Annotated in this window: 25 protein-coding genes; 22 read left to right on the forward strand and 3 right to left on the reverse strand. The window is 65.8% G+C overall.

The genetic code is table 11. The features are described 5' to 3' along the window. Nucleotides 1-51 precede the first annotated feature (51 nt). The 8 genes from AAYO93_RS08830 (at nt 52) to AAYO93_RS08865 (ending at nt 8,754) form a co-directional block, all read left to right on the forward strand. On the forward strand, nt 52-810 hold the full coding sequence (locus AAYO93_RS08830) for a YebC/PmpR family DNA-binding transcriptional regulator (RefSeq protein WP_345764607.1): 759 nt from the start codon (nt 52-54) through the stop codon (nt 808-810). A gap of 10 nt (nt 811-820) precedes the next feature. Then, nucleotides 821-1,411, forward strand: coding sequence for a crossover junction endodeoxyribonuclease RuvC (gene ruvC / locus AAYO93_RS08835; protein WP_345764608.1), 591 nt, complete (start codon nt 821-823; stop codon nt 1,409-1,411). Further along, nucleotides 1,408-2,028 (forward strand): Holliday junction branch migration protein RuvA, encoded by a 621-nt coding sequence (gene ruvA, locus AAYO93_RS08840; protein ID WP_345764609.1) that lies wholly within the window; start codon nt 1,408-1,410, stop codon nt 2,026-2,028. Before ruvC ends, ruvA begins: the two co-directional genes overlap by 4 nt. 2 nt (nt 2,029-2,030) lie before the next feature. Further along, the gene (ruvB, locus tag AAYO93_RS08845) at nt 2,031-3,059 is read left to right on the forward strand and encodes a Holliday junction branch migration DNA helicase RuvB (RefSeq protein ID WP_345764610.1); all 1,029 of its coding nucleotides are present in this window, start codon (nt 2,031-2,033) and stop codon (nt 3,057-3,059) included. A gap of 101 nt (nt 3,060-3,160) precedes the next feature. Then, nucleotides 3,161-3,535 (forward strand): preprotein translocase subunit YajC, encoded by a 375-nt coding sequence (locus tag AAYO93_RS08850; RefSeq protein ID WP_345764611.1) that lies wholly within the window; start codon nt 3,161-3,163, stop codon nt 3,533-3,535. A gap of 66 nt (nt 3,536-3,601) precedes the next feature. Further along, complete coding sequence (gene secD, locus AAYO93_RS08855; protein ID WP_345764612.1) at nt 3,602-5,341, forward strand: protein translocase subunit SecD; 1,740 nt, start codon at nt 3,602-3,604, stop codon at nt 5,339-5,341. Continuing rightward, complete coding sequence (gene secF / locus AAYO93_RS08860; protein WP_345764613.1) at nt 5,341-6,363, forward strand: protein translocase subunit SecF; 1,023 nt, start codon at nt 5,341-5,343, stop codon at nt 6,361-6,363. The genes secD and secF overlap by 1 nt, the downstream gene beginning before the upstream one ends. Nucleotides 6,364-6,501: 138 nt before the next feature. Then, a complete protein-coding gene (locus tag AAYO93_RS08865) occupies nt 6,502-8,754 on the forward strand; it encodes a RelA/SpoT family protein (protein WP_345764614.1) in 2,253 nt (750 codons plus the stop codon). Between the two features lie 8 nt (nt 8,755-8,762). Here the strand turns inward: AAYO93_RS08865 and AAYO93_RS08870 are convergent, their stop codons facing one another. The 3 genes from AAYO93_RS08870 to AAYO93_RS08880 all read right to left on the reverse strand — a co-directional run bounded on the left by AAYO93_RS08870 (nt 8,763) and on the right by AAYO93_RS08880 (nt 11,546). Then, on the reverse strand, nt 8,763-9,347 hold the full coding sequence (locus AAYO93_RS08870; protein WP_345764615.1) for a hypothetical protein: 585 nt from the start codon (nt 9,345-9,347) through the stop codon (nt 8,763-8,765). A gap of 108 nt (nt 9,348-9,455) precedes the next feature. After that, nucleotides 9,456-10,685, reverse strand: coding sequence for a DUF349 domain-containing protein (locus AAYO93_RS08875; protein ID WP_345764616.1), 1,230 nt, complete (start codon nt 10,683-10,685; stop codon nt 9,456-9,458). A 90-nt stretch (nt 10,686-10,775) separates the two neighbouring features. After that, a complete protein-coding gene (locus AAYO93_RS08880) occupies nt 10,776-11,546 on the reverse strand; it encodes a peptidylprolyl isomerase (protein WP_345764617.1) in 771 nt (256 codons plus the stop codon). Between the two features lie 162 nt (nt 11,547-11,708). Between AAYO93_RS08880 and AAYO93_RS08885 the strand changes: the two genes are divergently transcribed. The 14 genes from AAYO93_RS08885 (at nt 11,709) to efp (ending at nt 24,907) form a co-directional block, all read left to right on the forward strand. Then, entirely contained in the window at nt 11,709-13,049 is a 1,341-nt protein-coding gene (locus tag AAYO93_RS08885) for a replication-associated recombination protein A (protein WP_345764618.1), read from the forward strand. Between the two features lie 178 nt (nt 13,050-13,227). After that, nucleotides 13,228-13,857, forward strand: coding sequence for a 30S ribosomal protein S4 (gene rpsD, locus AAYO93_RS08890; RefSeq protein WP_345764619.1), 630 nt, complete (start codon nt 13,228-13,230; stop codon nt 13,855-13,857). A gap of 118 nt (nt 13,858-13,975) precedes the next feature. Then, nucleotides 13,976-14,395 carry a DUF948 domain-containing protein gene (locus AAYO93_RS08895; protein WP_345764850.1) on the forward strand — a complete coding sequence of 140 codons (420 nt, stop codon included), beginning with the start codon at nt 13,976-13,978 and terminating at the stop codon, nt 14,393-14,395. Nucleotides 14,396-14,469: 74 nt separating this feature from the next. Next, nucleotides 14,470-14,667 carry a hypothetical protein gene (locus tag AAYO93_RS08900; RefSeq protein ID WP_345764620.1) on the forward strand — a complete coding sequence of 66 codons (198 nt, stop codon included), beginning with the start codon at nt 14,470-14,472 and terminating at the stop codon, nt 14,665-14,667. Between the two features lie 45 nt (nt 14,668-14,712). Beyond that, entirely contained in the window at nt 14,713-17,370 is a 2,658-nt protein-coding gene (gene alaS, locus AAYO93_RS08905; protein ID WP_345764621.1) for an alanine--tRNA ligase, read from the forward strand. A 10-nt stretch (nt 17,371-17,380) separates the two neighbouring features. Then, on the forward strand, nt 17,381-17,848 hold the full coding sequence (ruvX, locus tag AAYO93_RS08910) for a Holliday junction resolvase RuvX (protein WP_345764622.1): 468 nt from the start codon (nt 17,381-17,383) through the stop codon (nt 17,846-17,848). Between the two features lies 1 nt (nt 17,849). Continuing rightward, nucleotides 17,850-19,238: an endolytic transglycosylase MltG gene (gene mltG / locus AAYO93_RS08915; RefSeq protein ID WP_345764623.1), complete on the forward strand. Its 1,389-nt coding sequence runs from the start codon at nt 17,850-17,852 to the stop codon at nt 19,236-19,238. Further along, complete coding sequence (locus AAYO93_RS08920; protein WP_345764624.1) at nt 19,231-20,526, forward strand: shikimate dehydrogenase; 1,296 nt, start codon at nt 19,231-19,233, stop codon at nt 20,524-20,526. Before mltG ends, AAYO93_RS08920 begins: the two co-directional genes overlap by 8 nt. 61 nt (nt 20,527-20,587) lie before the next feature. Next, nucleotides 20,588-21,799 carry a chorismate synthase gene (gene aroC, locus AAYO93_RS08925; protein WP_345764625.1) on the forward strand — a complete coding sequence of 404 codons (1,212 nt, stop codon included), beginning with the start codon at nt 20,588-20,590 and terminating at the stop codon, nt 21,797-21,799. Then, nucleotides 21,796-22,284, forward strand: coding sequence for a shikimate kinase (locus AAYO93_RS08930; protein ID WP_345764626.1), 489 nt, complete (start codon nt 21,796-21,798; stop codon nt 22,282-22,284). The genes aroC and AAYO93_RS08930 overlap by 4 nt, the downstream gene beginning before the upstream one ends. Continuing rightward, nucleotides 22,281-23,369 (forward strand): 3-dehydroquinate synthase, encoded by a 1,089-nt coding sequence (gene aroB / locus AAYO93_RS08935; RefSeq protein ID WP_345764627.1) that lies wholly within the window; start codon nt 22,281-22,283, stop codon nt 23,367-23,369. The genes AAYO93_RS08930 and aroB overlap by 4 nt, the downstream gene beginning before the upstream one ends. A 2-nt stretch (nt 23,370-23,371) precedes the next feature. Then, on the forward strand, nt 23,372-23,770 hold the full coding sequence (locus AAYO93_RS08940; RefSeq protein ID WP_345764628.1) for a hypothetical protein: 399 nt from the start codon (nt 23,372-23,374) through the stop codon (nt 23,768-23,770). Nucleotides 23,771-23,776: 6 nt separating this feature from the next. After that, on the forward strand, nt 23,777-24,214 hold the full coding sequence (locus AAYO93_RS08945; RefSeq protein ID WP_345764629.1) for a type II 3-dehydroquinate dehydratase: 438 nt from the start codon (nt 23,777-23,779) through the stop codon (nt 24,212-24,214). Between the two features lie 129 nt (nt 24,215-24,343). Beyond that, nucleotides 24,344-24,907 (forward strand): elongation factor P, encoded by a 564-nt coding sequence (efp, locus tag AAYO93_RS08950; protein ID WP_345764630.1) that lies wholly within the window; start codon nt 24,344-24,346, stop codon nt 24,905-24,907. Nucleotides 24,908-24,917: the final 10 nt, after the last annotated feature.

Consider the following 24,917-nt stretch of genomic DNA (forward strand, 5'->3'; position numbering starts at 1 on the left):
TCGAGCGCGCTCTACAATGGACAGGATCTTCAGAAGTAGTTAGGGAGCAACGTGTCCGGGCATTCCAAATGGGCGACCACCAAGCACAAGAAGGCCGTGATCGACCAGCGGCGCGCGAAGTCTTTCGCAAAGCTGATCAAGAACATCGAGGTCGCTGCGAAGATCGGCGGCGCCGATCTCTCCGGTAACCCGACGCTCGTCGACGCGGTGCAGAAGGCCAAGAAGACGTCGGTCCCGAACGACAACATCGATCGCGCGATTAAGCGCGGTGCCGGCCTCACGGGCGAGAGCATCGACTACACGACGATCCTGTACGAGGGCTACGGCCCCAACGGCGTCGCCCTGCTGATCGAGTGCCTCACCGACAACCGGAACCGCGCCGCCGCGGACGTCCGCACGGCGATGACGCGTAATGGCGGCACCATGGCCGACCCGGGCAGCGTCGCCTACAACTTCCACCGCAAGGGTGTCATCGTTGTGCCCCAGGCTGACGGCGTCTCCGAAGACGACGTCCTGCTCGCCGTCCTCGATGCCGGAGCAGAAGAAGTCACCTCTCGCGAAGAATCCTTCGAGGTGGTGACCGACCCGTCCGCCCTGGTCGCGACGCGAACCGCACTGCAGGATTCGGGAATCGACTACGACAGTGCCGACGTCGAGTTCGTCGCGTCGATCCAGGTCGAAGGCGACGCCGAGACGGCACGCAAGGTCTTCCGTCTCATCGACGCGCTCGAAGACTCCGACGACGTGCAGAACGTGTACACCAACCTCGATCTCTCGGCCGAGGTCCAGGCCGAGCTCGAGGCAGAGTAGAACCCGGCCGATGCCGCTCCGTGTGCTCGGCATCGACCCGGGGCTGACCCGCTGCGGTGTCGGCATCGTCGACGTCGAGCCGAACCGCACTGCGCGGCTGGTAGAGGTGCTCGTCATCCGGACGCCGCCGACCATGCCGCTCGAGGAGCGGCTGCTCGCGGTCGGCGACGGTATCGCAGAACTGCTCGACCGGCACCAGCCGCAGGCGGTCGCCATCGAGCGTGTCTTCGCACAGCACAACCTCAGGACTGTGATGGGCACGGCTCAGGTCAGCGGCGTGGCGCTGCACGCCGCCGCCAAGCGGGGCCTTCCCGTCGCATTGCACACCCCCAGCGAGGTCAAGGCGGCCATCACCGGATACGGTTCGGCCGACAAGAAGCAGGTGCAGGCGATGGTCGCACGGATTCTCGGGCTCACCGAGGTGCCGAAGCCGGCGGATGCGGCTGATGCGCTGGCGATCGCGATCTGCCATGCGTGGCGGGGCGGCGGCGCGCAGCCCGGAGCATCCGGCTCCGCGACGCTGACTCCTGCGCAGGCGGCGTGGCACGCCGCGGAGCGTTCCAGCCGCGCGTCGGCGGTGCCCCGTAGGCTGGCCAAGTGATTTCATCCCTTCGTGGCACGGTCCTCGCCATCAGCGGCGGCTCGATCGTGATCGAGGTCGGTGGCGTCGGATTCTCGGTCCAGGTCACTCCCGATCACGCGCTCTCGTTGCGAGTCGGAGACGAGGCCCTGGTACTCACGTCGCTCATCGTGCGCGAAGACGCTCTGTCGCTTTTCGGGTTCTCCGATGGGGAGCAGCTCCAGGTCTTCGACCTGCTCACCGGCGTCTCGGGCGTCGGACCGAAGTCAGCCATCGGAGTCCTCTCTGTACTCTCGCCCGAGCAGATCGCTGAAGCGGTGACTGCCGAGGACGACGCGCCCTTCCGCAAGGTTTCCGGCATCGGACCGAAGACGGCGAAGCTGATCGTGGTCTCCCTGTCCGGCAAGCTCGCCGTCACGCGTCGCGCTCCACGCGCGGCCGCCGCCGCACCCCCTTCGTCTCTCAGCGAGAGCGTCCTCATCGCGCTCGTGGGTCTCGGCTGGCCGGAGAAGACCGCATCCGATGCGATCGCGGACGCGGTCGCCGAGACGGACGAGTCGGCGCGCGACAATGTCCAGTCGTTGCTGCGGCTCACCCTGTCCAGGCTCGGTCCCGGTCAGTCTGCGGCGCGGAGGTGACCGTGGCAGACCAGAACGATCTCACCGCGCCCGAACTCGAGTCCGAGTCTGAGCTCGCCTTCGAGGGCGCCCTCCGACCGCGCTCGCTCGCCGAGTTCGTCGGTCAGGCCAAAGTCCGGGGGCAGTTGCAGCTGCTCCTCACCGCAGCGAAGATGCAGGACCGAACCGCGGATCACATCCTGCTCGCCGGCCCCCCGGGACTCGGCAAGACCACGCTCGCGATGATCGTGGCCCACGAGAGCGGGCGCCCGCTGCGGATGTCGAGTGGCCCGGCGATCCAGCACGCCGGCGACCTGGCCGCTCTGCTCTCCTCGCTCACGCCCGGCGAAGTGCTCTTCATCGACGAGATCCACCGTATGGCGCGATCCGCCGAAGAGATGCTCTACCTCGCGATGGAAGACTTCCGTATCGACATCATGGTCGGCAAAGGGGCCGGCGCCACTTCGATCCCGCTCGACCTCGCTCCGTTCACCCTCGTCGGCGCAACGACCCGATCGGGTCTGCTGCCCAACCCCCTCCGAGACCGGTTCGGCTTCACGGCCCACCTCGAGTTCTACGACGAGTCCGAACTCGCCCAGGTGCTCACCCGCGCTGCCGTCATGCTCGATTTCGAGATCGACGGCGAGGCGCTGGCCGAGATCGCCGGCCGGTGCCGTGGGACTCCTCGTATCGCCAATCGCCTGCTGCGCCGCGTTCGAGATTTCGCACTGGTGCACGGGGGAGAGGCGGACGTTCACGCGGTCAGGTCCGCACTGGAGCTGTACGACGTCGACCCGCTGGGTCTCGACAGGCTCGACCGTGCTGTTCTCCAGGCGATCCTCGAGCGTTTCGACGGCGGTCCCGTAGGCCTCAACACGCTTGCAGTCTCGGTCGGCGAAGAGGCGGAAACCATCGAGTCCGTCGTCGAGCCGTTCCTCGTTCGCATCGGACTTCTGTCCCGCACTCCGCGGGGACGGGTGGCCACACCGGCGGCCTGGCGACACTTCGGCGCAGCGCACTCACAGCAACCATCCCTCATGGATGACCTATAATTCAGACTGGCCCATCGGCCACTCACAAATAAGCAGGGTGTCTCCTCGTGCGGCGCCCTCTGGAAGGCCCCAAACTTTTCATGGATCCGTTAACTATTGTCATGCTGGTCGTCCTGGCCGGCCTGGTGTTCTTCATGTTCCGCAACAGCCGCAAGCGTCAGCGCGACGCGGCTGCGCTTCGCGACAAGATCGTTCCCGGTGCTGACGTCATGCTCAACTTCGGTGTCTACGGCAAACTGCTCTCGATCGACGAAGACACGAACGAAGCCCTTGTCGAGACGACGCCGGGCACCGTTCTCAAGGTCCACCGCCAGGTCATCGCCCGGGTCGTCGAGCCCAAGGAGATCGAGCCTGAGGTCGAGTCCTCAACTGAGCCCGAGCTGAACGAAGACCACGCCATCCCACTCTCCGAGCCTGAGTTCGGCGAGCGGATCGACGACGTGGCCAAGAAGCCCGGCGCGAAGAGCGACGACTGACCCCATTCCCTTGTGTGCCCACGTCTTATGAGGCGTGGGCACGCGCGTAGAAAGCTGAGTTCGTAGGTGGCAAAGTCGACCCCGGTCAAGAAAGCCTGGCGTTCGTTGAGTTGGCTCGGTGCGATCATCGTCGTGCTGCTCGGCACCCTCATTGCGGGTGTCGTGTTCAGCAATGCGACCCTGATCCCCAAGCTCGCACTCGACCTCGAGGGCGGAACGCAGGTCATCCTTGCTCCGCAGCTGTCCAACGGCCAGCAGGTCGAACAGCAGCAGCTCGACCAGGCTGTGTCGATCATCCGCCAGCGCATCGACGCGTCCGGAATCTCCGAGGCGGAGATCAGCACCGAAGGATCGAAGAACATCGTCGTGTCCCTGCCGGGAACGCCTGACGAAGCCACGCTCAACCGCATCAAGTCGAGCGCGAAGCTCGACTTCCGCCCTGTTCTCGTCGCCGGTGCACCCTCGAACACGGTCGTTGGAGCCGACGGCAAGACGACCCCCGCACCGGCCCCCGCTCCCGGGCTGCAGTCGACACCGTCGACGAAGCCGACCAACGGAAGCGATGAGGCCTGGGTGACACCCGCGCTTCAGGCCGAGTACGACGCGTTCTCGTGCTCGTCGGACGCAGCCAAGGTCACCAACGTGGCGCCGACGGACAAGCCGCTCATCACGTGTGACCCCCAGGGGAGGACCAAGTACATCCTCGGCCCGGTCGAGGTTCGCGGTCAGGACATCAAAGATGCGACGAGCGGCCTCGTGCAGAGCTCGAGCGGTGTCAGCACCGGCCAGTGGGCCGTCAACATCGTCTTCAACGGTGCGGGCACCCAGGCATTCGCCGACGTGACCACCCGCCTGAACGGCCTGACCGGCGCACAGAACCAGTTCGCGATCGTCCTGGACGGCAAGGTCATCTCGGCGCCCGCGACCCAGGCTGCGATCACGGATGGCCGGCCCCAGATCACCGGAAACTTCGATCAGACGTCGGCCAAGACCCTGGCGGACCAGCTGAAGTTCGGCGCTCTCCCCTTCAGCTTCGAGGTCCAGAGCCAGGACACGATCTCCGCCACCCTGGGTTCGTCCCAGCTGCTCAGCGGACTGATCGCAGGCCTCATCGGCCTCATCCTGGTCATGATCTACACCCTGTTCCAGTACCGACTGCTCGGTCTGGTGACTATCACGTCGCTTGGCGTGGCAGCGCTGCTGACCTATCTCACGATCTCGCTGCTGTCGTGGCACTACGGCTACCGGTTGTCCCTGGCCGGCGTAGCGGGCCTCATCGTGGCCATCGGCTTCACCGCAGACTCCTTCATCGTGTACTTCGAACGAATCCGTGACGAGCTCCGTGACGGGCGCGGTCTCGAGTCCGCCGTCGAAGCCGGCTGGAAGCGTGCGCAACGCACGATCTACGCCTCGAAGGCAACCAACCTCCTCGCGGCTGTCGTGCTCTACGTGCTCGCCGCAGCCAACGTGCGCGGCTTCGCGTTCACGCTCGGACTCACCACGATCATCGACGTCCTCGTTGTCGTGCTCTTCACCCACCCCACCCTCCAGCTGCTGGCCAAGACGAAGTTCTTCAACAGCGGGAGCTCGTGGAGCGGGCTCGATCCCGACGCACTGGGTGCGGTCTACCGGGGCGCTGCGCGGTTCCGCGCCCCGTCGGCTGCCGTCAGCGCCGGCAAAGCCGCCTCGAGCAGCAAGGAAGCCGCCAAGCGACAGACGATCGCAGAGCGCAAGGCCGCTGAGCTCGTCTCGGCGAACTCAGGCAGCAGCAGCACGGATCGATCGAACGACGGGAAGGACTCCTGATGGCCGCCAGTCGCCTCACACGGTTCGGAAACGACCTCTACACCGGCGCTCGCTCGTTCGACTTCGTCGGCAAGCGCAAGATCTGGTACACGATCGCAATCGTGATGGTGATCGCGTCCATCCTGATTCCCGTCCTCAAGGGCGGATTCAACTTCGGCATCGAGTTCCGCGGCGGATCGCAGTTCCAGATCACGAACGTGCAGACCACGGCGCAGAAACCGGCTGAGGATGCGGTCGCCAGCGTCGTCCCGGATGCCGTGGTGCACGTCACCAGCGTCAACAACAACGCTGTGCGCGTGCAGACCGACCAGCTCACCGCCGACCAGAGCCGTCAGGTCGCGGATGCGCTCGCGAAGGCCTACAACGTGCCCTCGACCGAGGTCGCGTCGTCGTTCATCGGCCCGACCTGGGGTGCTGACGTGACCCAGCAGTCCATCCAGGGCCTGGTCGTCTTCCTGCTCCTCGCGTTCATCGCGATGGCCCTGTACTTCCGAACGTGGAAGATGTCGGCTTCGGCGATCATTTCGCTGTTCCACGACCTCATCATCACGGCCGGGATCTACGCACTCGTCGGCTTCGAAATCACCCCGGCTACCATGATCGGCTTCCTGACGATCCTCGGATACTCGCTGTACGACACGGTCGTCGTGTTCGACAAGGTTCGCGAGAACACTCGCGAAGAGCTCGAGCTGTCACGTCGAACGTTCCCTGAAGCGGTGAACCTCGCGGTGAACCAGACTCTTGTGCGCTCGATCAACACGGCTGTCGTGGCCGTTCTGCCTGTCGCGTCGATCCTGTTCATCGGTGCGTTCGCGCTCGGCGCGGACACGCTCCGAGACATCTCGCTGGCGCTCCTCATCGGAATCATCGTCGGCACATACTCGACGATCTTCCTCGCAGCCCCGATGTACTCGCAGTTCCGCGAGGGCGAGGCCGCCATCAAGAAACACGACGCCAAGGTGCGCTCGGCCCGTCCGAAGGCTGCAGCCGCGGCCGCTCCGGTGCCCGTCGCAGCCAAGTAGCGTGGAATAAGGAGCTCGCGTGCACGGTTCTCATCTCGACGGATACGGGATGAGAACCGCGCGCGTAGCGCTCCTGCAGGTCTGCTCAGCAGGCTGCACCGGCGGTACCCGCGATAATAGAAGACGGGAGGCACGCTGATGGTCGACACGACAACGCCACAGACTGCTTCTCTGCGCCGTCTTGTACCGCGCATCTTCTCCCGGGCTCAACCAGCGGGCGCCGTCGACACCCTCATCCGCACTCTCCGGATGCACCATCCGAAGGCCGATCTGTCGCTCGTCGAACGGGCCTACGCCGTCGCCGAGAAAGCTCACTCCGGGCAGAAGCGCCGAAGTGGTGAGCCGTACATCACGCATCCCGTCGCCGTAGCCCAGATCTTGGCGGACCTCGGTATCGGGTCGAAGACGATCGCTGCAGCCCTCCTACACGACACGGTCGAAGACACCGAGTACACGCTGGACGAGTTGCGCGACGCGTTCGGCGACGAGATCGCAATGCTCGTCGACGGCGTCACCAAGCTCGACAAGGTCAAATACGGCGACAGCGCCCAGGCCGAGACGGTACGCAAGATGATCGTCGCGATGTCGAAAGACATCCGAGTCCTGATCATCAAACTCGCCGACCGACTTCACAACGCTCGTACCTGGGGTTTCGTTCCGGCCGAATCCGCGACCCGCAAAGCCACGGAAACGCTCGAGATCTATGCTCCACTCGCTCATCGACTGGGTATCCAGGCGATCAAGTGGGAGTTGGAGGACCTCTCGTTCGCAGTCCTGTACCCGAAGCTCTACGCCGAGATCGAGAGCCTGGTGCGCCAGCGGTCACCCGAACGTGAGCGTCTTGTCCAGCACGTGATCGACGCGATCAACGACGACCTGAAGTCGGCGCGCATCCGCGGCAAGGTCGTGGGACGACCGAAGCAGTACTACTCGATCTACCAGAAGATGGTCGTCCGGGGTCGCGAGTTCGACGAGATCTACGACCTGGTGGGTATCCGGGTGCTGGTGAACTCGGTGCGCGACTGTTACGCCGTTCTGGGCCAGATCCATGCGCGGTGGACGCCGATGCCCGGTCGCTTCAAGGACTACATTGCCACCCCGAAGTTCAACCTCTATCAGTCGTTGCACACGACCGTCATCGGCCCTGAGGGCCGCGCCGTCGAGATTCAGATCCGCACAGAGGAGATGCACCAGCGCGCTGAGTTCGGCGTCGCGGCGCACTGGAAGTACAAGGAGCAGGTCAACGGCAAGAGCTCCGGTCCGGCCGGCAAGGTCGATACCGACCTCGCCTGGCTCGCCCATCTGTCGGACTGGCAGGCGGAGACGGCGGATCCGAGCGAATTCCTCGACTCCCTCCGGTTCGAGATCGGCGCGAAAGAGGTCTACGTCTTCACCCCGAAGGGGCGGGTCATCGGTCTGCCGACAGGTGCGACCCCGGTCGACTTCGCCTATGCGGTCCACACCGAGGTCGGACACCGCACCATGGGTGCGAAGGTCAACGGGCGTCTCGTTCCCCTGGAGAGCACCCTCACGACCGGTGATGTGGTCGAGGTCTTCACCTCGAAGAATCCCGACTCCGGCCCCAGCCAGGACTGGCTGAACTTCGTCAAGAGCCCCCGAGCCCGCAACAAGATCCGCCAGTGGTTCACCAAGGAACGGCGCGACGAGGCAATCGAACAGGGCAAGGATGCGATTGCGCGCGCGATGCGCAAGCAGAATCTGCCGCTGCAGAAACTGATGACGCAGGACTCGCTGGCCGAAGTCGCAGCGCAACTTCGCTACGACGATGTGTCCGCCTTGTATGCCGCTGTCGGCGAAGGCCACGTCTCGACGCAGTCCGTCATCGAGAAGGTCGTGGCGTCTCTTCAGACCGAGGCCGACGGCGACGCCGGCGAGCTGGAGCTTCCGGTCAAGGGTCGTTCGCGACAGCTTCGCAACAGCGATTCTGGCGTGTTGGTCCGCGGCGCCCCCGACATCCTGGTCAAGCTGGCCAAGTGCTGCACCCCGGTGCCCGGCGACCCCATCGTCGGCTTCATCACACGCGGGGCCGGTGTTTCGGTTCACCAGGCCAGTTGTCACAATGTGCAGTCGCTGCTCCAGGAGCCGGAGCGCATGATCGATGTCGAGTGGGCGCCCAGTTCGAAGAGCGTCTTCCTCGTCCAGATCCAGGTGGAGGCCCTCGACCGCTCCGGCCTCCTTTCGGATGTGACGCGGGTGCTGTCCGAGCACCATGTGAACATCCTCTCGGCGACCGTCACCACGTCGAGCGATCGGCTGGCTCTCAGCCGGTTCGTCTTCGAGATGGGCGACACCACGCACCTCGATCGGGTGTTGAACGCCGTACGCCGGATCGACGCCGTCTACGACGTCTACCGTGTGAGCGCCGGCTGACCCTCGGCTCACTGAGCAACCGGTCGCCCGTGTAGCGCAGGCTCCCACCGCTCGACCAGTGTCGTGCGTGCAAGGGCACGACGGACCCCGGGATAGCCTGGCTGCGCACGAATGAGGTGCCGGCATTCGCTCATGGTGGATCCGCCTAGTCGCAGCACCGCGAGCACATCCAGTGCGTCGGACGGACTGAACGGCTCGCAGGTGCGGAGCAGGTCGATCGCCGTTCGAAGATGGGACGTCACTCGCAGCGAACCGAGCTGCACGATGTCGACCGGATCGAGCCTGCACTCCCGGAATTCGAACCGGGATGAGAGGTGCGGGGTGGTCCTGTTGGCGATATCGGAGCACAACTGGTGACGGAATGGTGGGTACGATCGCGCTCCGTGAACCCACAGCGCCGACGCTCGCTCGACGATCATCCGCGACGGAACGAGGTGTGCGAGCGCCGACGCCCTGAACTCACTGCTCTCGGGTTCATCGATGGGGGAAAACCAGTCTCCGATCGCATAGACCTCCCCGTCGATGCGGGCGGCGTGAAGCTCGGCCGACGGCAGATCGTCGACGTTCAGGAGTCGGGGGAGTAGGCGCATCACCTGACCAGTCTGCCGAGACGATGTACGTGTGTCGCCGATTGAGACTGATCTGTGCAGGAGCCCGGCCTGTGCATAGTCTGACGGCAGCACAGCCTGACGAGGACGCTCCTACTTCAGAGCGTCGAGCCAGACCTTGCGCGCGTCGAGCGCCTCCTGTGCTTCGGCGACCTTGGCCTTGTCGCCACTGGCCTTAGCCTCTTCGAGCTCCGCTTCGAGCTTGGCGATCGCAGCAGTGAGCTGGCTGGCGAGGCCCTCAGAGCGTGCCTTCTTCTCCGGGTTGTTGCGCTGCCAGTGGTCGTCGTCGAGCTTGCGTACGGCCGCCTCGACCCGGCGGAGCCTCTCTTCGACGACCTTGACCTGGTCGCGAGGGACCTTTCCGATCGCATCCCACCGCCGCTGGATGGAGCTGAGCGTCGCTCGAGCCGACTCGCGATCGGTCGCGGTGAGCAGGGGTTCTGCTTCGGTCAGCAGCGCGAGCTTGGCCTCGAGGTTCTCGGAGAACTCTTCGTTCTCCCGGGCGTCTATTTCGGACTTCGCCGAATAGATCGAATCGCCCGCGGCTTTGAACCGTGCCCAGAGAGCGTCATCGTTCCGTTTTCCGGCGCGTCCGGCCAGCTTCCACTGCTCGAGGAGTTCACGATACGCGGGCACGCCGTCGGCCCCGCGCGGAATCAACGCTTCGGCCTGTTCGATCAGCTGCGTCTTGCGAGCGCGCACGTCGCGGTGCTGGTTGTCGAGTTCGGCGAAGAATGCCTTGCGGTTGTGCTCGATCGTCGCTCGGGCGGCGCGGAACCGCTTCCACAGCTCGTTCGCCTCGTTCTTCGGCAGGCGCGGCCCGTCGTGCTGGTGGGCCTGCCAGCGGGCGAACAGCGAGTCGAGAGCGGCGGTCGTCTGCTTCCATTGCGTCTTGGCCGGGTCTTCGGCCGCGAGAGCCTCTGCCGCGACGACGATCTCGGTTCGCTCAGCGATCGCGGCATCCACTGCCGCACGTGCCTCCGCGGTCTGCTGCTCCGTCAGCTCCTCGACGGTGCCACCCAGCTTCGCCAGACGCTCCTGGAGCGAGGCGAGGTCGCCGACCGCGTTGGCCGTGGCGACGTGTTCGCTCAGGGTCGAGACGGCCTTCGCGATATCGGTAGCCGGCGCTCCACGCCGAGCGCGCTGCTCGAGCAGCGTCACCTGACCGGCCAGGTCCGTGTACTTGCGCTCGAAGTAGGCGAGTGCCTCCTCGGGAGTTCCGTCGGGATACTGGCCGACCTCCCTCTCGCCATCGCCTTCGCGCACGAAGACGGTGCCGGTCTCATCGACGCGGCCCCACGGTTGCTGATCAGTTGTAGCCAAGAGCCTCACCTTGCTGACGACGACGGCCAGGACGACCGCCTCACACTGCGTTTTAGCCTATTGCACGCGCCCGACGGCGTGCAGGGGTCCTTACTGAACCGTTATCCCGTTGATCGTCGTCGTGACGTTCGGCTTGCCGTCGGTCGTACCACCCTGGACCCCCTTGTCGGCGACCTGGCTGATGACCTGGTCGAGTCCGCTCGTCACCTGGCCGATGACGGTGTACCCGCCCGCTGTGTCGGAGGGGATGGTCGAGTTCTTGTAGACGATGAAGAACTGACTGCCCTGGCTGTTGCCGTCGTTGCTGGTCCGTGCCATTGCCAGCGTGCCTGCCGGGTAGACATTGTTCGCGGGCGCGTTCTCGACGGGCCCGTAGGTGTAGCCGGGGCCGCCCGACCCGTCACCCTTCGGGTCACCGCACTGCAGGACGTAGATTCCGGAGGTCGTCAGACGGTGGCAGGTCAGGCCGTTGTAGAAGCCCTTCTGGCTGAGCGCGATCGTGGACGAGACCGCCTGCGGCGCTTTCGCGCCGTCGAGGGTGATGCCGAGCGGGATGCTGTTGATCGTCATCGTGCCGGTCCACTGCCGGTTGCCCGCAAGAGTCTTCGGGGGCAGCGTGTATGCGGCCGCGGACGCGGAGGGTGAAGGACTCGCGACCGGCTTGCCCGGACCCGAGTTGAAATACAGCAGCTGGGTCAGCACGGCGAGGACGACGACGACGAGTACACCGATGCCCGCGAGCCAGTTGTCGCGCGCCCGGCGCTTCGCCTTCGCCTCATGCACCGTCTGACGCGCCTGGTAGGCCCTCAACCGCTCTCGCGCCTGTCGCGCTTCGCGATCGTTCTGCTTGTTCGGTGCCACGTGAAATCCTCCGAGGGGGCGCGCCGTCGTGCGGGGGGAGTCTGCGGTCGACACGCCACAGCGCTGGACCTCAGATGAACTTTATGCGACCGAGCTATGTCGGCCAAATGCGGCTGTGGATGACGGCGCGGTCGTGTCGGCGGAAGCAACTACCCTTGACCCATGGTCGATGCGCAACCGGGGCTCCGTAGCGGGGCAACGCCGCTCGCCGTGCGCATGCGACCGAAGAGCCTCGACGAGGTCGCTGGGCAGAAGCATCTGCTGACTCCTGGGTCGCCACTCGTGAGCCTGGCGTCGGACACGACGGGGGAGCGCGGCTCCGTCTCCGTGATCCTCTGGGGCCCGCCGGGCACCGGCAAGACCACGCTCGCGCAAGCGATCGCTCACTCGTCCGGGCGTCGATTCGTCGAGCTGTCCGCTGTCTCCGCCGGCGTCCGCGACGTACGACAGGTGATGGACGAAGCACTCTCCACACGTGATCTCTACGGCATCTCGACCGTCCTGTTCCTCGACGAGATCCACCGGTTCAGCAAGGCGCAGCAGGATGCCCTGCTTCCCGGCGTCGAGAACGGCTGGGTCATCCTCGTCGCGGCAACCACAGAGAATCCCTCCTTCTCCGTGATCTCGCCCCTGCTTTCGCGATCGCTTCTCCTCACGCTCGAGACGCTGAGCGACGACGACCTGGGCACCGTGGTCGATCGCGCCGTCGCCGACGAACGGGGGCTGGCCGATCGCTTCGTACTCGAGACGGACGCGCGCGCAGCCATCATCCGCCTTGCATCCGGTGACGCGCGACGCGCCCTGACAGCGCTCGAAGCCGCATCCGTCTCGGCCGCTTCGTCGACGCCCGCGACCTCGCCGGACAAGCCGGTCATCACCGCCGACATCGTCGCCCAAGCCGTCGATCGGGCACTTCTGCGTTACGACCGCAACGGCGACGAGCACTACGACGTGATCAGCGCCTTCATCAAATCGGTGCGCGGGTCCGACGTCGACGCCTCGCTCCACTATCTCGCACGCATGATCGAGGCAGGGGAGGACCCGCGATTCATCGCGCGTCGCATCATCGTCCTCGCATCCGAGGACATCGGGATGGCCGATCCCCAGTCGCTGGTGATCGCCGTAGCGGCTGCGGACGCGGTACAGCTGATCGGGATGCCTGAGGGGCGCATCCCGCTCGCCCAGGCTGTGGTGCACCTTGCGACCGCGCCGAAGTCCAATGCGGCGTACATGGCACTCGACAAAGCGATCGCCGACGTGCGCGCGGGGACGATGGGCCGCGTCCCCAAGCACCTGCGCGACGCGCACTATCCGGGTGCGAAGCGTCTTGGCCACGGCAAGGGCTACAAGTACCCCCACGACGACGAACTCGGGGTGCTGCAGCAGCAATATCTTCCGAACGAGCTCAAGAACGCGATCTACTACGAGCCCACCGAGCACGGCAACGAGAGGGACGTCTCCGCGCGCCTCGCCAAGCTCCGACGCATCGTGCGCGGACGCTGATCGCGATCTGCTAGAATCGAGCAGCCTAGAAACGGGTGTCGCGTGCGGCTGCGTCGACAAACGTTCTCGAAGGGAAAGGCCCTGTAGCCGGGCATCCCTGGCACCATCCCTCTAATACTGCAGGACGATCTTGTGTGCCTGCATTTCACACCGTTAGAGAGACAACCGAAAGGAACTCGTGTCTACCAAGTCACGTACCCGTAGCAAGACCCGCCTGTCGCGGTCACTGGGCATCGCCCTGACCCCGAAGGCAGCCAAGTACCTCGAAAAGCGTCCGTACGCTCCGGGCGAGCACGGCCGCACCAAGCGCAAGGCCGATTCCGACTACGCCGTTCGTCTGCGCGAGAAGCAGCGTCTGCGCGCCCAGTACGGCATCCGTGAGAAGCAGCTGAAGATCGCGTTCGAAGAAGCCCGCCGCACCCAGGGCCTGACCGGTGAGAACCTGGTCGAGCTCCTCGAGATGCGTCTCGACGCGCTCGTACTCCGTGCCGGCTTCGCCCGCACCACCGCGCAGGCCCGTCAGATGGTTGTTCACCGCCACATCCTCGTCGACGGCAACCTCGTCGACCGTCCGTCGTTCCGCGTCAAGCCGGGTCAGCTGATCCACGTCAAGGCGCGCAGCGAAGGCACCGAGCCGTTCCAGGTGGCGGCCGCCGGCGGTCACGTCGACGTCCTCCCCAAGACGCCTGCCTACCTCGAGGTCGAGCTCGACAAGCTTCACGCGCGCCTCGTGCGCCGCCCGAAGCGTGCCGAGGTTCCGGTCACGTGTGAGGTCCAGCTCGTCGTCGAGTACTACGCAGCTCGATAACTTGCGTCTACGCTAGGAAGCGGGTCACCTCTTGGGTGGCCCGCTTCATGCGTTTAAGACGGCGCGGAATTGCAAATCCGGCCGATAATATGCCGTTGGCGGAATGGATGGTGGACTCGTGACCGGTGGCGACATCGCAGGGCTCATCGCGGCGGTGGTCTTCGCCGTCCTCGTGGGGTTCATCGCCCTGCCGCTGATCAAGCTCGGCCGGGTGCTCGACGAGACCCGTTCGGCCATCAAGGATGCGAGCGACGGGCTCACACCCATCCTGGAGGAGACGGCGACGACGATCCAGGAGACCAACAAGCAGCTTGCCCGCGTCGACGTCATCACGAAGAACGTCGCCGACGTCACCGGTAACGTCTCCGCGCTCGTGGCCTTGTTCGCGGCGACGGTCGGCGGCCCGCTCATCAAGCTCGCCGGTTTCAGCGCCGCGGTCCGGGCAGCATTCCGGGCAACCGCCGGTACCGCCAAGGGCGCCTCGGAGGATTCCACAGGTCGCCCCCGCTCCCGGCGGAAGCGCGGAAGCACGCACTAAACTGACCCGAGGCGTTTCGTTTGCAACGACGCCTCTTTCACCACGAAGCCGTCATTGAGCAGGGAGTACGCACCATGAAGAGTTTTCTATGGCTTGTCGTCGGCATAGCGATCGGTTTCGCCGTGGCGCACAAAGTCAACGAAACCCCTCAGGGCAAGCAGTTCTTCTCCGAACTGGACAAGAAGGCGCGTGACTTCGGAACCGCCGTCTCCGACGGCTACCGCAAGCGCGAGGCCGAACTGCGTTCCGCGATCGAAGACGCCGAGGCCTAGCCCGTTCCCTTCGACCCTGCCCGACCCCTCTACCAACCGGAACCCATGCAGACTGCCGAAATCCACAGGCGCTGGCTCGATTACTTCGCTGCCCGCGGCCACACCGTAGTTCCTTCCGCTTCTCTGGTCAGCGACGATCCGTCATTGCTCTTCACTGTCGCAGGCATGGTGCCGTTCGTGCCCTATCTGACCGGGCTCGTCCCTGCACCGTTCCCGCGAGCGACGAGCGTTCAGAAATGCATCAGGACCAACGACATCGAAGAGGTCGGCAAGACGCCGCGTCACGGCACCTTCTTCCAGATGTGCGGCAATTTCTCGTTCGGCGACTATTTCAAGGAACAGGCGATCACCTACGCGTGGGAGCTCCTCACCATGAGTGAGGACGACGGCGGCCTGGGCTTCGATCCGAAGGACCTCTGGGTCACCGTCTACGAGGACGATGACGAGGCGCGCGAGATCTGGCGTCGCGTTGCCGGGCTTCCTGATGGGCGCATCCAGGGCCTCGGCAAAGACACCAACTACTGGTCGACCGGACAGCCCGGACCGGCGGGACCCTGCTCCGAGATCTTCTTCGACCGCGGTTCCGCCTATGGGATCGACGGAGGACCGGCGACGGACGACGACCGCTACGTGGAGATCTGGAATCTGGTCTTCATGCAGTACCTGCGCGGTGAGGGCACCGGCAAGGCCGATTTCGAGATCCTCGGCGACCTGCCGCGCAAGAACATCGACACCGGCATGGGCCTCGAACGCGTCGCCTTCCTCAAGCAGGGCGTCGAGAACATGTACGAGATCGATCAGGTCCGACCGGTGCTCGATCGCGCAGCTGCTCTCGCCGGCAAGACGTACGGGGCGGTCCACGAGGACGACGTACGACTCCGCGTCATCGCCGACCACGTCAGAAGTGCCCTCATGCTCATGTCCGACGGGGTCACCCCGTCGAACGAGGGCCGCGGTTACATCCTGCGCCGTCTGCTTCGCCGCACGGTGCGGTCCATGCGGCTGCTGGGCGTCGAGACGGCAACCTTCCCCGAGTTGTTCACCACGTCGCGCGACGCGATGGCTGCCGCGTACCCCGAGGTCTCCGCCGATTTCACACGGATCTCACGGTTGGCCTATGCCGAAGAAGAGGCTTTCCTGCGAACGCTCACAAGCGGCACGGGCATCCTCGACACCGCTGTGGCGAACACGCAGCGGGCCGGAAAGTCCGAACTCGCGGGTGACACCGCATTCCTTCTTCACGACACCTACGGCTTCCCGATCGACCTGACGCTCGAGATGGCTGAAGAGGCCGGCCTGAGTGTCGACCGCAAGGCCTTCGACTCCCTGATGGCCGGGCAGCGCGCCCGCGCGAAGGCGGACGCGAAAGCGAAGAAGACCGCGCTGGCCGATCTCTCGGTGTACAGCACGTTCCGTTCACTCGGCGAGACCGTGTTCACCGGTTATACCGAGCTCGAGACCGAGTCGTCGATCCTTGGCCTGATCGTGGACGGGGAGTCGGTGCGCTCGGCGACTGCAGGCCAGATCGCCGAGGTGATCCTCGGGGCGACCGCGCTGTATGCGGAATCCGGAGGGCAGGACGCGGACGCAGGCCTCATCGTCGGCCCCGGGTACGAACTCGAAGTGCTCGACGTGCAGAAGCCCGTCAAGGGCTTGATCAGCCACACGGTGCAGGTCCGCAGCGGCGAGGTCGGAGTCGGTTCGCCGGCGACGAGCGTCGTGGACAAGGAGTACCGCCGCGGTGCGCGGCAGGCGCACTCCGGCACCCACATCATCCACGCGGCTCTTCGCCAGGTGCTCGGCCCCAACGCCCACCAGTCCGGTTCGTACAACAAGGCCGGATACCTTCGACTCGACTTCTCGTGGAACCAGGGCCTCTCGGCCGACACACGGTCCGAGATCGAAGAGATCTCCAACAACGCGATCCGCGACAACCTCGAGGTGGTCACCCGAGAGATGCCTCTCGCGCAGGCGAAGTCACTCGGTGCTATGGCGCTCTTCGGTGAGAAGTACGGTGAGACCGTGCGCGTGGTGGATATCGGAGGCCCTTGGTCGCGCGAGCTCTGTGCGGGAACCCACGTGGTCTCGAGCGCGGAGATCGGCATGATCAACCTCGTCAGCGAATCCTCCGTCGGTTCGACGAACCGGCGCGTCGAGTCGCTCGTCGGCATCGAAGCCTTCCGTGATCTCGCTGCCGAGCGAGCGATCGTGTCCCAACTCTCGGGGAGCCTCAAGACTCCGCGTGAGCAGCTGCCCGAGAAGATCGCCGACCTCGTCGCCAGCCTGAAGACCGCCGAGAAGCGGATCGCCGCCTTCGAGGCACGTGCCGTGCTCGACAAGGTGCCCGTGCTCCTCGACTCGGCGGCGTACCACGGTGCAGTCCGCCTCATCGCCCAGGATGCCGGCAAACTGAACTCGGGCGACGATCTGCGCCTGCTCGTCACCACACTGCGCGAACGGCTCGGATCCGATGCCACCGTGGTCGTTCTGGCGGCCGAGGTTGCAGAGAAGCCGGTCATCATCGCCGCGACCAACCAGGCAGCGCGCGATGCCGGCGTCAAGGCCGGCGCTCTCGCACGCGTTGCCGCCGGGGTTCTCGGTGGGGGCGGCGGTGGCAAGGACGACCTCGCCCAGGGCGGTGGCGCCGATGTCTCGGCCATCCCGGCGGCACTGGCCGCCGTGACCCAGGCGATCGCCGGATAGGGGCCGACTGGTGCGTTCAGGCGTGCGTGTCGGCATCGACGTCGGCAAGGTTCGGATCGGCGTGAGCCGCTCCGACCTGCACGGGATGCTCGCCACGCCCGTCGAGACGGTCGCTCGCTCCGAGGATGGTGCGGATCGCCTGAGGATCGCCGGGATTGTGACTGAACTCGGAGCTTTCGAGGTTATCGTCGGACTTCCGCTTGCTCTTTCGGGCGCTCACACCGCATCCACCGGTGACGCAGTCGATTTCGCCCGAACGCTCGCGGCCGATCTGGACGCCGACGTGCGAATGGTCGACGAGCGATTGTCGACCGTCTCCGCGCACGCAGCTCTCCGTGCTTCGGGAAAGAACTCGAAAAGCGCGCGACCAGTGGTGGATCAGGTCGCCGCCACGATAATTTTGCAGCACGCCCTCGATGCGGAGCGTGCCGCAGGCCGTCCTCCCGGCACCCTCGTCGTACCGAACATTGGAAGCTAGCGTGTCGCACACTCCTCCTTCGCCTGGGCCCAGCGGCCCTGTCGCGCCGGACGACGGCGCGCGCGACGAATTCGACGCGTTCGACGAACTGTTCCGTTCCGAGCCGGAGGTCGCACCTCCGACGATGCCGGCGGCTCCGGAGAAGAAGCCGACGACCCGGCGTGAAGCGCGCGAGGCCGAAGCCCGGCGCGCACAAGCGGGAGAGAATTTCACCCCCTCGGCCGACGCGCCTGCCCCCGCAGCCGCGGCAGTGAGCGATGCGCGTCACCACCACGAATCCCCGTTGGCGTGGCGACAGCAGCACTACGTCTCGCACCAGAAGCCCCGCAAGAAGAAGCGGAGCCTCAAGCCGCTCTGGATCACGCTGGTGATCCTCGCCATCCTGGGCGGTCTCGCGGGCACCGCGTATGCGATCTTCCAGCCTCAGGTCGCGAAGATCATCGCGAGCTTCGAGCCGAACGACTACAAGGGTTCCGGATCGGGAGAGGTGCTGGTCAGCATCAAGACCGGAGACACCGGATCCGACATCGCGACGACCCTTCAGAAGGCGGGGGTCACCAAGACCTTCGACGCGTTCTACAGCCTCCTGTTGAGCCAGCATCCGGAGCCGGTCTTCCAGCCGGGCGCGTATCGCCTTGCGAAGCAGATGAGTGCACAGGCCGCACTGACGATGCTCGAAGATCCCAAATCGCGAGTCGACCAGACCGCCGTCATCCCCGAGGGTACGGCCGAGAAAGACATCCTCCCGCTCCTGGCCGATGCGACCAAACTGCCTCTCGCCGACCTTCAGAAGGCTGCGGGCGACGTGAAATCGTACGGCGTGCCGGCCGAGGCGAAGACACTGGAGGGCTTCCTGTTCCCGGCGACGTATAAGTTCACGCCGGGCACGAGTGCACACGACGTCATCAAGACGCTCGTCGATCGGAGCTTCACCGCTCTCGACGATGCCGGTGTCGCGCCGGCGGACCGTTGGAAGACCGTCGTCCTCGCGTCGATCGTCCAGCGCGAAGCGGGTCTCGCGCCCGACTATCCGAAGGTCTCCCGTGTCTTCCTCAATCGGCTCGCCCAAGGCTGGAAGCTGCAGTCGGATGCGACGGTCGCCTACGGGACCGGCCACACCGACACGGTCACGACGACCGACGCGGAACGCGCCGATGTGTCGAACCCGTACAACACCTACGCGCACGCGGGCCTGCCGGTCGGGCCGATCTCCAACCCTGGCGATCTCGCGATCAACGCCGCGCTCCATCCCGCTTCGGGCACCTGGATGTACTTCGTCACCTGGAACCTGAAGACCGGTGAGACGATCTTCTCGACCACGCAGGCAGAACACGACGCCGCTGTCCAGAAATGGCAGCAATGGATGAGGGACAACCCCGGGTATGGATAGCAAGAGCGAGAAGCCTGACCAAGTCGTGACCGCGACGGGGCCCGACCTCGAGACCGATGAGGTCATCGAGGAGCTGGTCAAGGCCGACGAGGTCAGCGAGGTCAGCGAATTCGAAGAGGTCGAGGTGCTCGAAGACGACGTTGCCGCAGTGCCGGCCGCTCCGGCCGCTCCGGCCGAGGAGGGTGACATCGACGAGGGCGCCGAGCCTGCGGAAGTCGACGAAACCGAGGAACTCGAAACCGAGGAACGTGAAGCCGAGGTACTCGAAGCCCAGGAACTCCAGGCCGAAGAGCCCGACGTCGAGGCGGATGACGAGCTCGCCTCACCGCGCCGTCTCGCCGTGCTCGGTTCGCCGATCGCGCACTCCAAGTCTCCGGCCCTTCACGCCGCCGCCTACGCGGCGCTCGGGCTCGACTGGACCTACGAGGCCGTCGAGGTCACGACGGACACCCTGCCGGCGTTCATCGACGCGTGTGCCCGCGATGCAGAATGGCGCGGTCTGTCCCTGACCATGCCCCTCAAGCAGGCCGTCATCCCAGTACTCAACGAGGTCGACCGGGTTGCCACCGTGACCGGAGCCGCGAACACCGTCCTCTTCGACTACTCCGAGACGGCGGTCGCAGCACTCGACGACAGCGACGCAGGCGACGAGAGTGCCGCATCCGACGACGATCACGACGCCACTTCCGTCGTGATCCGTGGCTTCAACACCGACGTCGCCGGCATCGTCCGTGCCCTCGCGGCGGCCGGTCTCACCAGTGCCCGTTACGTCCTGATCCTCGGCGGCGGTGCGACCGCGGCATCGGCGATGGTCGCCGCCGCAGAGCTCGGTGCCGAGAAGGTCGTCGTCGCTGCCCGGTCGCTCGAGCGCAGCGTCTGGCTGGAGCCACTCGCGCACTCGCTCGGCCTGATGATCCAGATTCGCTCGCTCGGTCAGGCAGACCGCACACTCGACGTGCCCGATCTGGTCGTGAGCACGTTGCCCGCCTCCGCCGCGACCGACATCCTCTTCACCGACTCGACACGTCGACGTGCGACCCTGCTCGATGTCTCCTACGACCCGTGGCCGAGTGCGTTCGCGCGCGCGTGGGAGAGCGTCGGCGGCACTGTCGTCTCCGGACTCGCGATGCTCGCACACCAGGCTCTGCTGCAGGTCCGCATCTTCACGGGCGGAGATCCTCTTCAGCCGCTCGACAAAGAAGACGACGTGCTGGCAGCGATGCTCGCAGCCGTGGGAATCGATGCGACAGGAAAGCCCGTCGAGCGCACCGAGGGCGAAGACCAGTAGCTCCCGCTCGCTCCCGTCACACCGGAATCCGGTGATCATCGGCTATGCCAGAATCGATAACATGCTTCGTTGGCTGACCGCCGGAGAGTCTCACGGCCCGGAACTCATCGCAATCCTCGAGGGCCTGCCCGCCGGCGTGCCCGTCACGCTCGACGGAATCCGGGCCGATCTCGCCCGCCGCAAGCTCGGCTACGGACGCGGCGCGCGGATGAAGTTCGAGCAGGACGAGCTCACCCTCTCGGGAGGCGTGCGTCACGGCTTCAGCCTCGGGAGCCCTGTAGCCGTTCGCATCGGGAACACCGAGTGGCCGAAATGGGTCGACGTGATGAGCCCCGAGCCGGTCGACCCCGAGCAGCTTTCCGGTGGCCGCGGCGCGCCGCTCACCCGTCCGCGCCCTGGTCACGCGGACCTCGTCGGGATGCAGAAGTACGGCTTCGACGAAGCGCGTCCCGTGCTGGAGCGCGCCAGCGCCCGCGAAACCGCTGCCCGTGTGGCACTCGGCGCCATCGCACGATCCTTTCTCGAACAGCTCGGCATCACTCTCGTCAGTCACACGCTGGCAATCGGCCCCGTGCGAGTGCCCGAAGACAGCCCACTCCCGCTGCCATCCGACGTCGCAGCGCTCGATGCCGACCCGCTTCGGTGTTTCGACCCTGAGACGTCCGGGCGCATGGTCGCCGAAGTCGACGAAGCCCACAAGGAGGGCGACACCCTCGGCGGTGTCGTCGAGGTGCTCGCGTACGGCCTGCCACCGGGACTGGGCTCCCACGTGCATTGGGACCGCCGCCTGGACTCGCAGCTCGCCGCCGCGCTCATGGGAATCCAGGCCATCAAAGGGGTGGAGGTCGGCGACGGCTTCCTCACCACCACCCGCCGCGGCTCGAAGGCGCACGACGAGCTCGTGCAGGCCGGGGGGGAGATCGCCCGGACCAGTGACAAGGCCGGCGGCACCGAGGGCGGCATGAGCACCGGGACCGTCCTGCGGGTCAGGGCAGGCATGAAACCGATAGCGACGGTGCCTCACGCGCTCCGTACGATCGATGTCGTGACCAGTGAGGCCGCGCCGGCGCATCACCAGCGCTCCGATGTCTGCGCCGTGCCCGCTGCGGGCGTGGTCGCGGAGGCGATGGTGGCACTCGTGCTGGCCAATTCCGTCATCGAGAAGTTCGGCGGCGACTCGATCGCAGAGACGTCCCGCAACCTCACCGGCTACCTCGCCGCGATCCCCGCGAATCTCGCCACGGCGCGCCTGTCGGCGCCGTACACCGCGTGACCGTCGTCCTCATCGGTCCGCCCGCGGCCGGCAAGACGCGGATCGGCAAGCGCCTGGCGTCACGGCTCGGCCGCCCGTTCATCGACACCGACCACGAGATCGTCGCAGAGCACGGGCCCATTCCGCAGATCTTCGCGGAGCACGGGGAGCCCTACTTCCGTCGACTCGAACGCGAAGCGGTCCGGTCTGCGCTGACCGAGCACGCCGTCGTGTCGCTCGGCGGCGGAGCGGTGCTCGACCGTGAGACGCAAGCCGATCTTGCTGCGACGTCCGTCATCCTCCTCACAGTGAAGGCCGAGGCCGTCGCGGCCCGCATCGGTAACGCGAAACGCCCGCTGGTGACCGACCTCACCTCGTGGCAGGCTCTGGTGGACAGCAGGGCCGAGCTGTACGCATCACTCGCCGATTACAGCATCGACACGTCGACGCGGCCCCTGGACGCCATCGTCGAAGACATCGCCCTCTGGGTGGAAGGAAACCGATGACCGAATCATCCGACGACGCGACCGAGATCACGGTGACGGGGGAGCATCCCTATCCCGTCGTCATCGGCCGTGGCCTCCTGAGCTCACTGCACGTCCACCTGGGTGCCGGCGTGCAGAAGGTCCTGATCGTGCATCCGCCGACCCTCGGCGCAGCCGCAGCGGACCTGCGTGAATCCCTGCTCGGACGATACGAGGTGCTGCTGGCAGAGATCCCCGACGCCGAAGCAGGCAAGCGGGTCGAAGTCGCCGCGTTCTGCTGGCAGGTGCTCGGCCAGGCCGATTTCACCCGCTCGGATGCGGTCATCGGCTTCGGCGGCGGCGCGGTCACCGATGTGGCTGGGTTCGTGGCGGCGACGTGGCTGCGCGGTGTTCGCCTCGTGCAGGTGCCGACGACACTTCTCGGAATGGTGGATGCGTCGGTCGGCGGCAAGACCGGCATCAACACCGCAGAAGGCAAGAACCTCGTCGGTGCGTTCTACGCCCCTGCGGCCGTCGTCGCCGACCTCGACACCCTGGACTCATTGTCGCGCAATGAGATCCTCGCGGGATTCGCGGAGGTCGTGAAATGCGGTTTCATCGCCGACCCCGAGATCCTCGACATCATCGAAGCGGATGTGGATCGTGCCACGGACCCGCGGACGCCCGAGTTCCGCCGACTGGTCGAGCTTTCGATCGGGATCAAGGCGCGCGTCGTCGGCGAGGACTTCACCGAGAACGGCCTTCGCGAGATTCTGAACTACGGCCACACCCTCGGGCACGCGATCGAACATGCAGAGCGCTACCAGTGGCGCCACGGTGCCGCGGTGGCGGTCGGCATGATGTTCGCGGCAGAGCTCGCGCGGCTGAGCGGACGGCTCTCGGACGAGGTCGCCGACCGGCACAAGAGCATCCTCGAGTCGCTGAGCCTGCCCGTGACCTACCCGCTCGGGCGCTGGCAGACCCTGCTCGCAACGATGCAGCGCGACAAGAAGGCGCGCGGCAGCATGCTCCGGTTCATCGTGCTCGACGACATCGCCCGCCCGACTGTGCTCGCCGGCCCGGACGCCAGCCTCCTCTTCGCCGCCTACCAGGAGATCGGGTCCTGACCGTGGCCGAGCGAACCGTCGCACAGAAACTGCAGATCAAGCCGAGCGATGTGGTCGCACTCGTCGCGGCCTCGGATGACGACGTGACGCGCATCGGCGCTCTGCCCGAGGGTGCACGCTTCGTGCGTGAAAGCACAGCCGGCGCGGCCGTCGCGATCGTCTTCGTGACGAGCCTGGCCCAGCTCCTGGAGCGTTTCGCATCCGAACTGCCCTCCCTCGTCGATGCGCGGGCCGTCTGGTTCTGCTACCCCAAGGCGAATCGGGTGGACCTGAACCGCGACACGATCATCCGCGAGTCGCCCGCGTTCGGGTGGAGACCGAACAGCAATGTCGCCGTCGACGACACCTGGTCGGCCGTACGCGTGCGTCCGCTTGCACCTGGCGAAGCGCCAGTAGGCTGATCTCCCATGAGCACAGTCCTGGTCCTGAACGGCCCGAACCTCGGGCGCCTCGGCACGCGCGAACCCGAGATCTACGGATCGGCGACGCTCGACGACCTGCGTGCGCAGCTCACCGCGGATGCCCCCGAACTGACCATCGATCTGCGCCAGACCGACGACGAAGGCACAATGCTCGGCTGGCTGCACGCCGCAGCCGACGAGCGTACCCCGGTCATCCTGAACGCCGGGGCGTGGACGCATTACTCATACGCACTACAGGATGCTGTGTCGATGGTCTCGAAGGCGGGAATCACTGTCGTCGAGGTTCACATCTCGAACCCGCACGCGCGCGAGGAGTTCCGGCACACGAGTGTGCTGACCCCTGTCGTCACCGGTGTGATCGCGGGGTTCGGCTTCGAGTCGTACCGCCTCGCGCTCGCCTTCATTCGCCGAAACCAGTTCTGACAACTAGAATCTCTTGTGGTCGCCGGGCATCCGGCACCCATCGTGGACCACGCGTCCACCGTCGGCTGCAGGCGTGCGTGTCGCCGCCGGCCCACCTCACGCTTCCTCAATCGATCGGAACACTCTCGCATGGCTTCAACCGCTGACATCCGGAACGGCGTCGTCCTCAACATGGACGGCCAGCTGTGGACGGTGATCGAGTTCCAGCACGTCAAGCCCGGCAAGGGCGGCGCATTCGTGCGCACCAAGCTGAAGAACGTCACCAGCGGCAAGATCGTCGACCGCACCTTCAACGCCGGCGCCAAGATCGAGACCGCCAACGTCGACCGCCGCGACTTCCAGTACCTGTACCAGGACGGCGACGGCTACGTGTTCATGGACACCTCCGACTACAACCAGCTGACCGTATCCGACGTCGTCGTCGGCGACGCGTCCAACTTCATGCTGGAGAACCAGGCCGTCACCGTCGCGCTGCACGACGGTGAGCCGCTCTACGTCGAGCTCCCCGCGTCCGTGACTCTCGAGATCACCTACACCGAGCCCGGCCTCCAGGGCGACCGCTCGACCGGCGGCACGAAGCCGGCCACCGTGGAGACCGGCTACCAGATCCAGGTGCCGCTGTTCCTCGAGACCGGCACCAAGGTCAAGGTCGACACGCGCACCGGGGACTACCTCGGCCGCGTCAACGACTGACCGGCGATCC

Source organism: Diaminobutyricibacter sp. McL0608 (assembly GCF_039613825.1).
Taxonomy (GTDB): Bacteria; Actinomycetota; Actinomycetes; order Actinomycetales; family Microbacteriaceae; genus Diaminobutyricibacter.

Excerpts from the sequence above, each read along its gene's own strand:
- ruvC (WP_345764608.1), top strand. The coding sequence starts at position 821 with ATGCCGCTCCGTGTGCTCGGCATCGACCCGGGGCTGACCCGCTGCGGT.
- AAYO93_RS08850 (WP_345764611.1), top strand. The coding sequence starts at position 3,161 with ATGCTGGTCGTCCTGGCCGGCCTGGTGTTCTTCATGTTCCGCAACAGC.
- secF (WP_345764613.1), top strand. The coding sequence starts at position 5,341 with ATGGCCGCCAGTCGCCTCACACGGTTCGGAAACGACCTCTACACCGGC.
- AAYO93_RS08865 (WP_345764614.1), top strand. The coding sequence starts at position 6,502 with ATGGTCGACACGACAACGCCACAGACTGCTTCTCTGCGCCGTCTTGTA.
- AAYO93_RS08885 (WP_345764618.1), top strand. The coding sequence starts at position 11,709 with ATGGTCGATGCGCAACCGGGGCTCCGTAGCGGGGCAACGCCGCTCGCC.
- AAYO93_RS08900 (WP_345764620.1), top strand. The coding sequence starts at position 14,470 with ATGAAGAGTTTTCTATGGCTTGTCGTCGGCATAGCGATCGGTTTCGCC.
- alaS (WP_345764621.1), top strand. The coding sequence starts at position 14,713 with ATGCAGACTGCCGAAATCCACAGGCGCTGGCTCGATTACTTCGCTGCC.
- AAYO93_RS08920 (WP_345764624.1), top strand. The coding sequence starts at position 19,231 with ATGGATAGCAAGAGCGAGAAGCCTGACCAAGTCGTGACCGCGACGGGG.
- aroC (WP_345764625.1), top strand. The coding sequence starts at position 20,588 with ATGCTTCGTTGGCTGACCGCCGGAGAGTCTCACGGCCCGGAACTCATC.
- aroB (WP_345764627.1), top strand. The coding sequence starts at position 22,281 with ATGACCGAATCATCCGACGACGCGACCGAGATCACGGTGACGGGGGAG.
- AAYO93_RS08945 (WP_345764629.1), top strand. The coding sequence starts at position 23,777 with ATGAGCACAGTCCTGGTCCTGAACGGCCCGAACCTCGGGCGCCTCGGC.
- efp (WP_345764630.1), top strand. The coding sequence starts at position 24,344 with ATGGCTTCAACCGCTGACATCCGGAACGGCGTCGTCCTCAACATGGAC.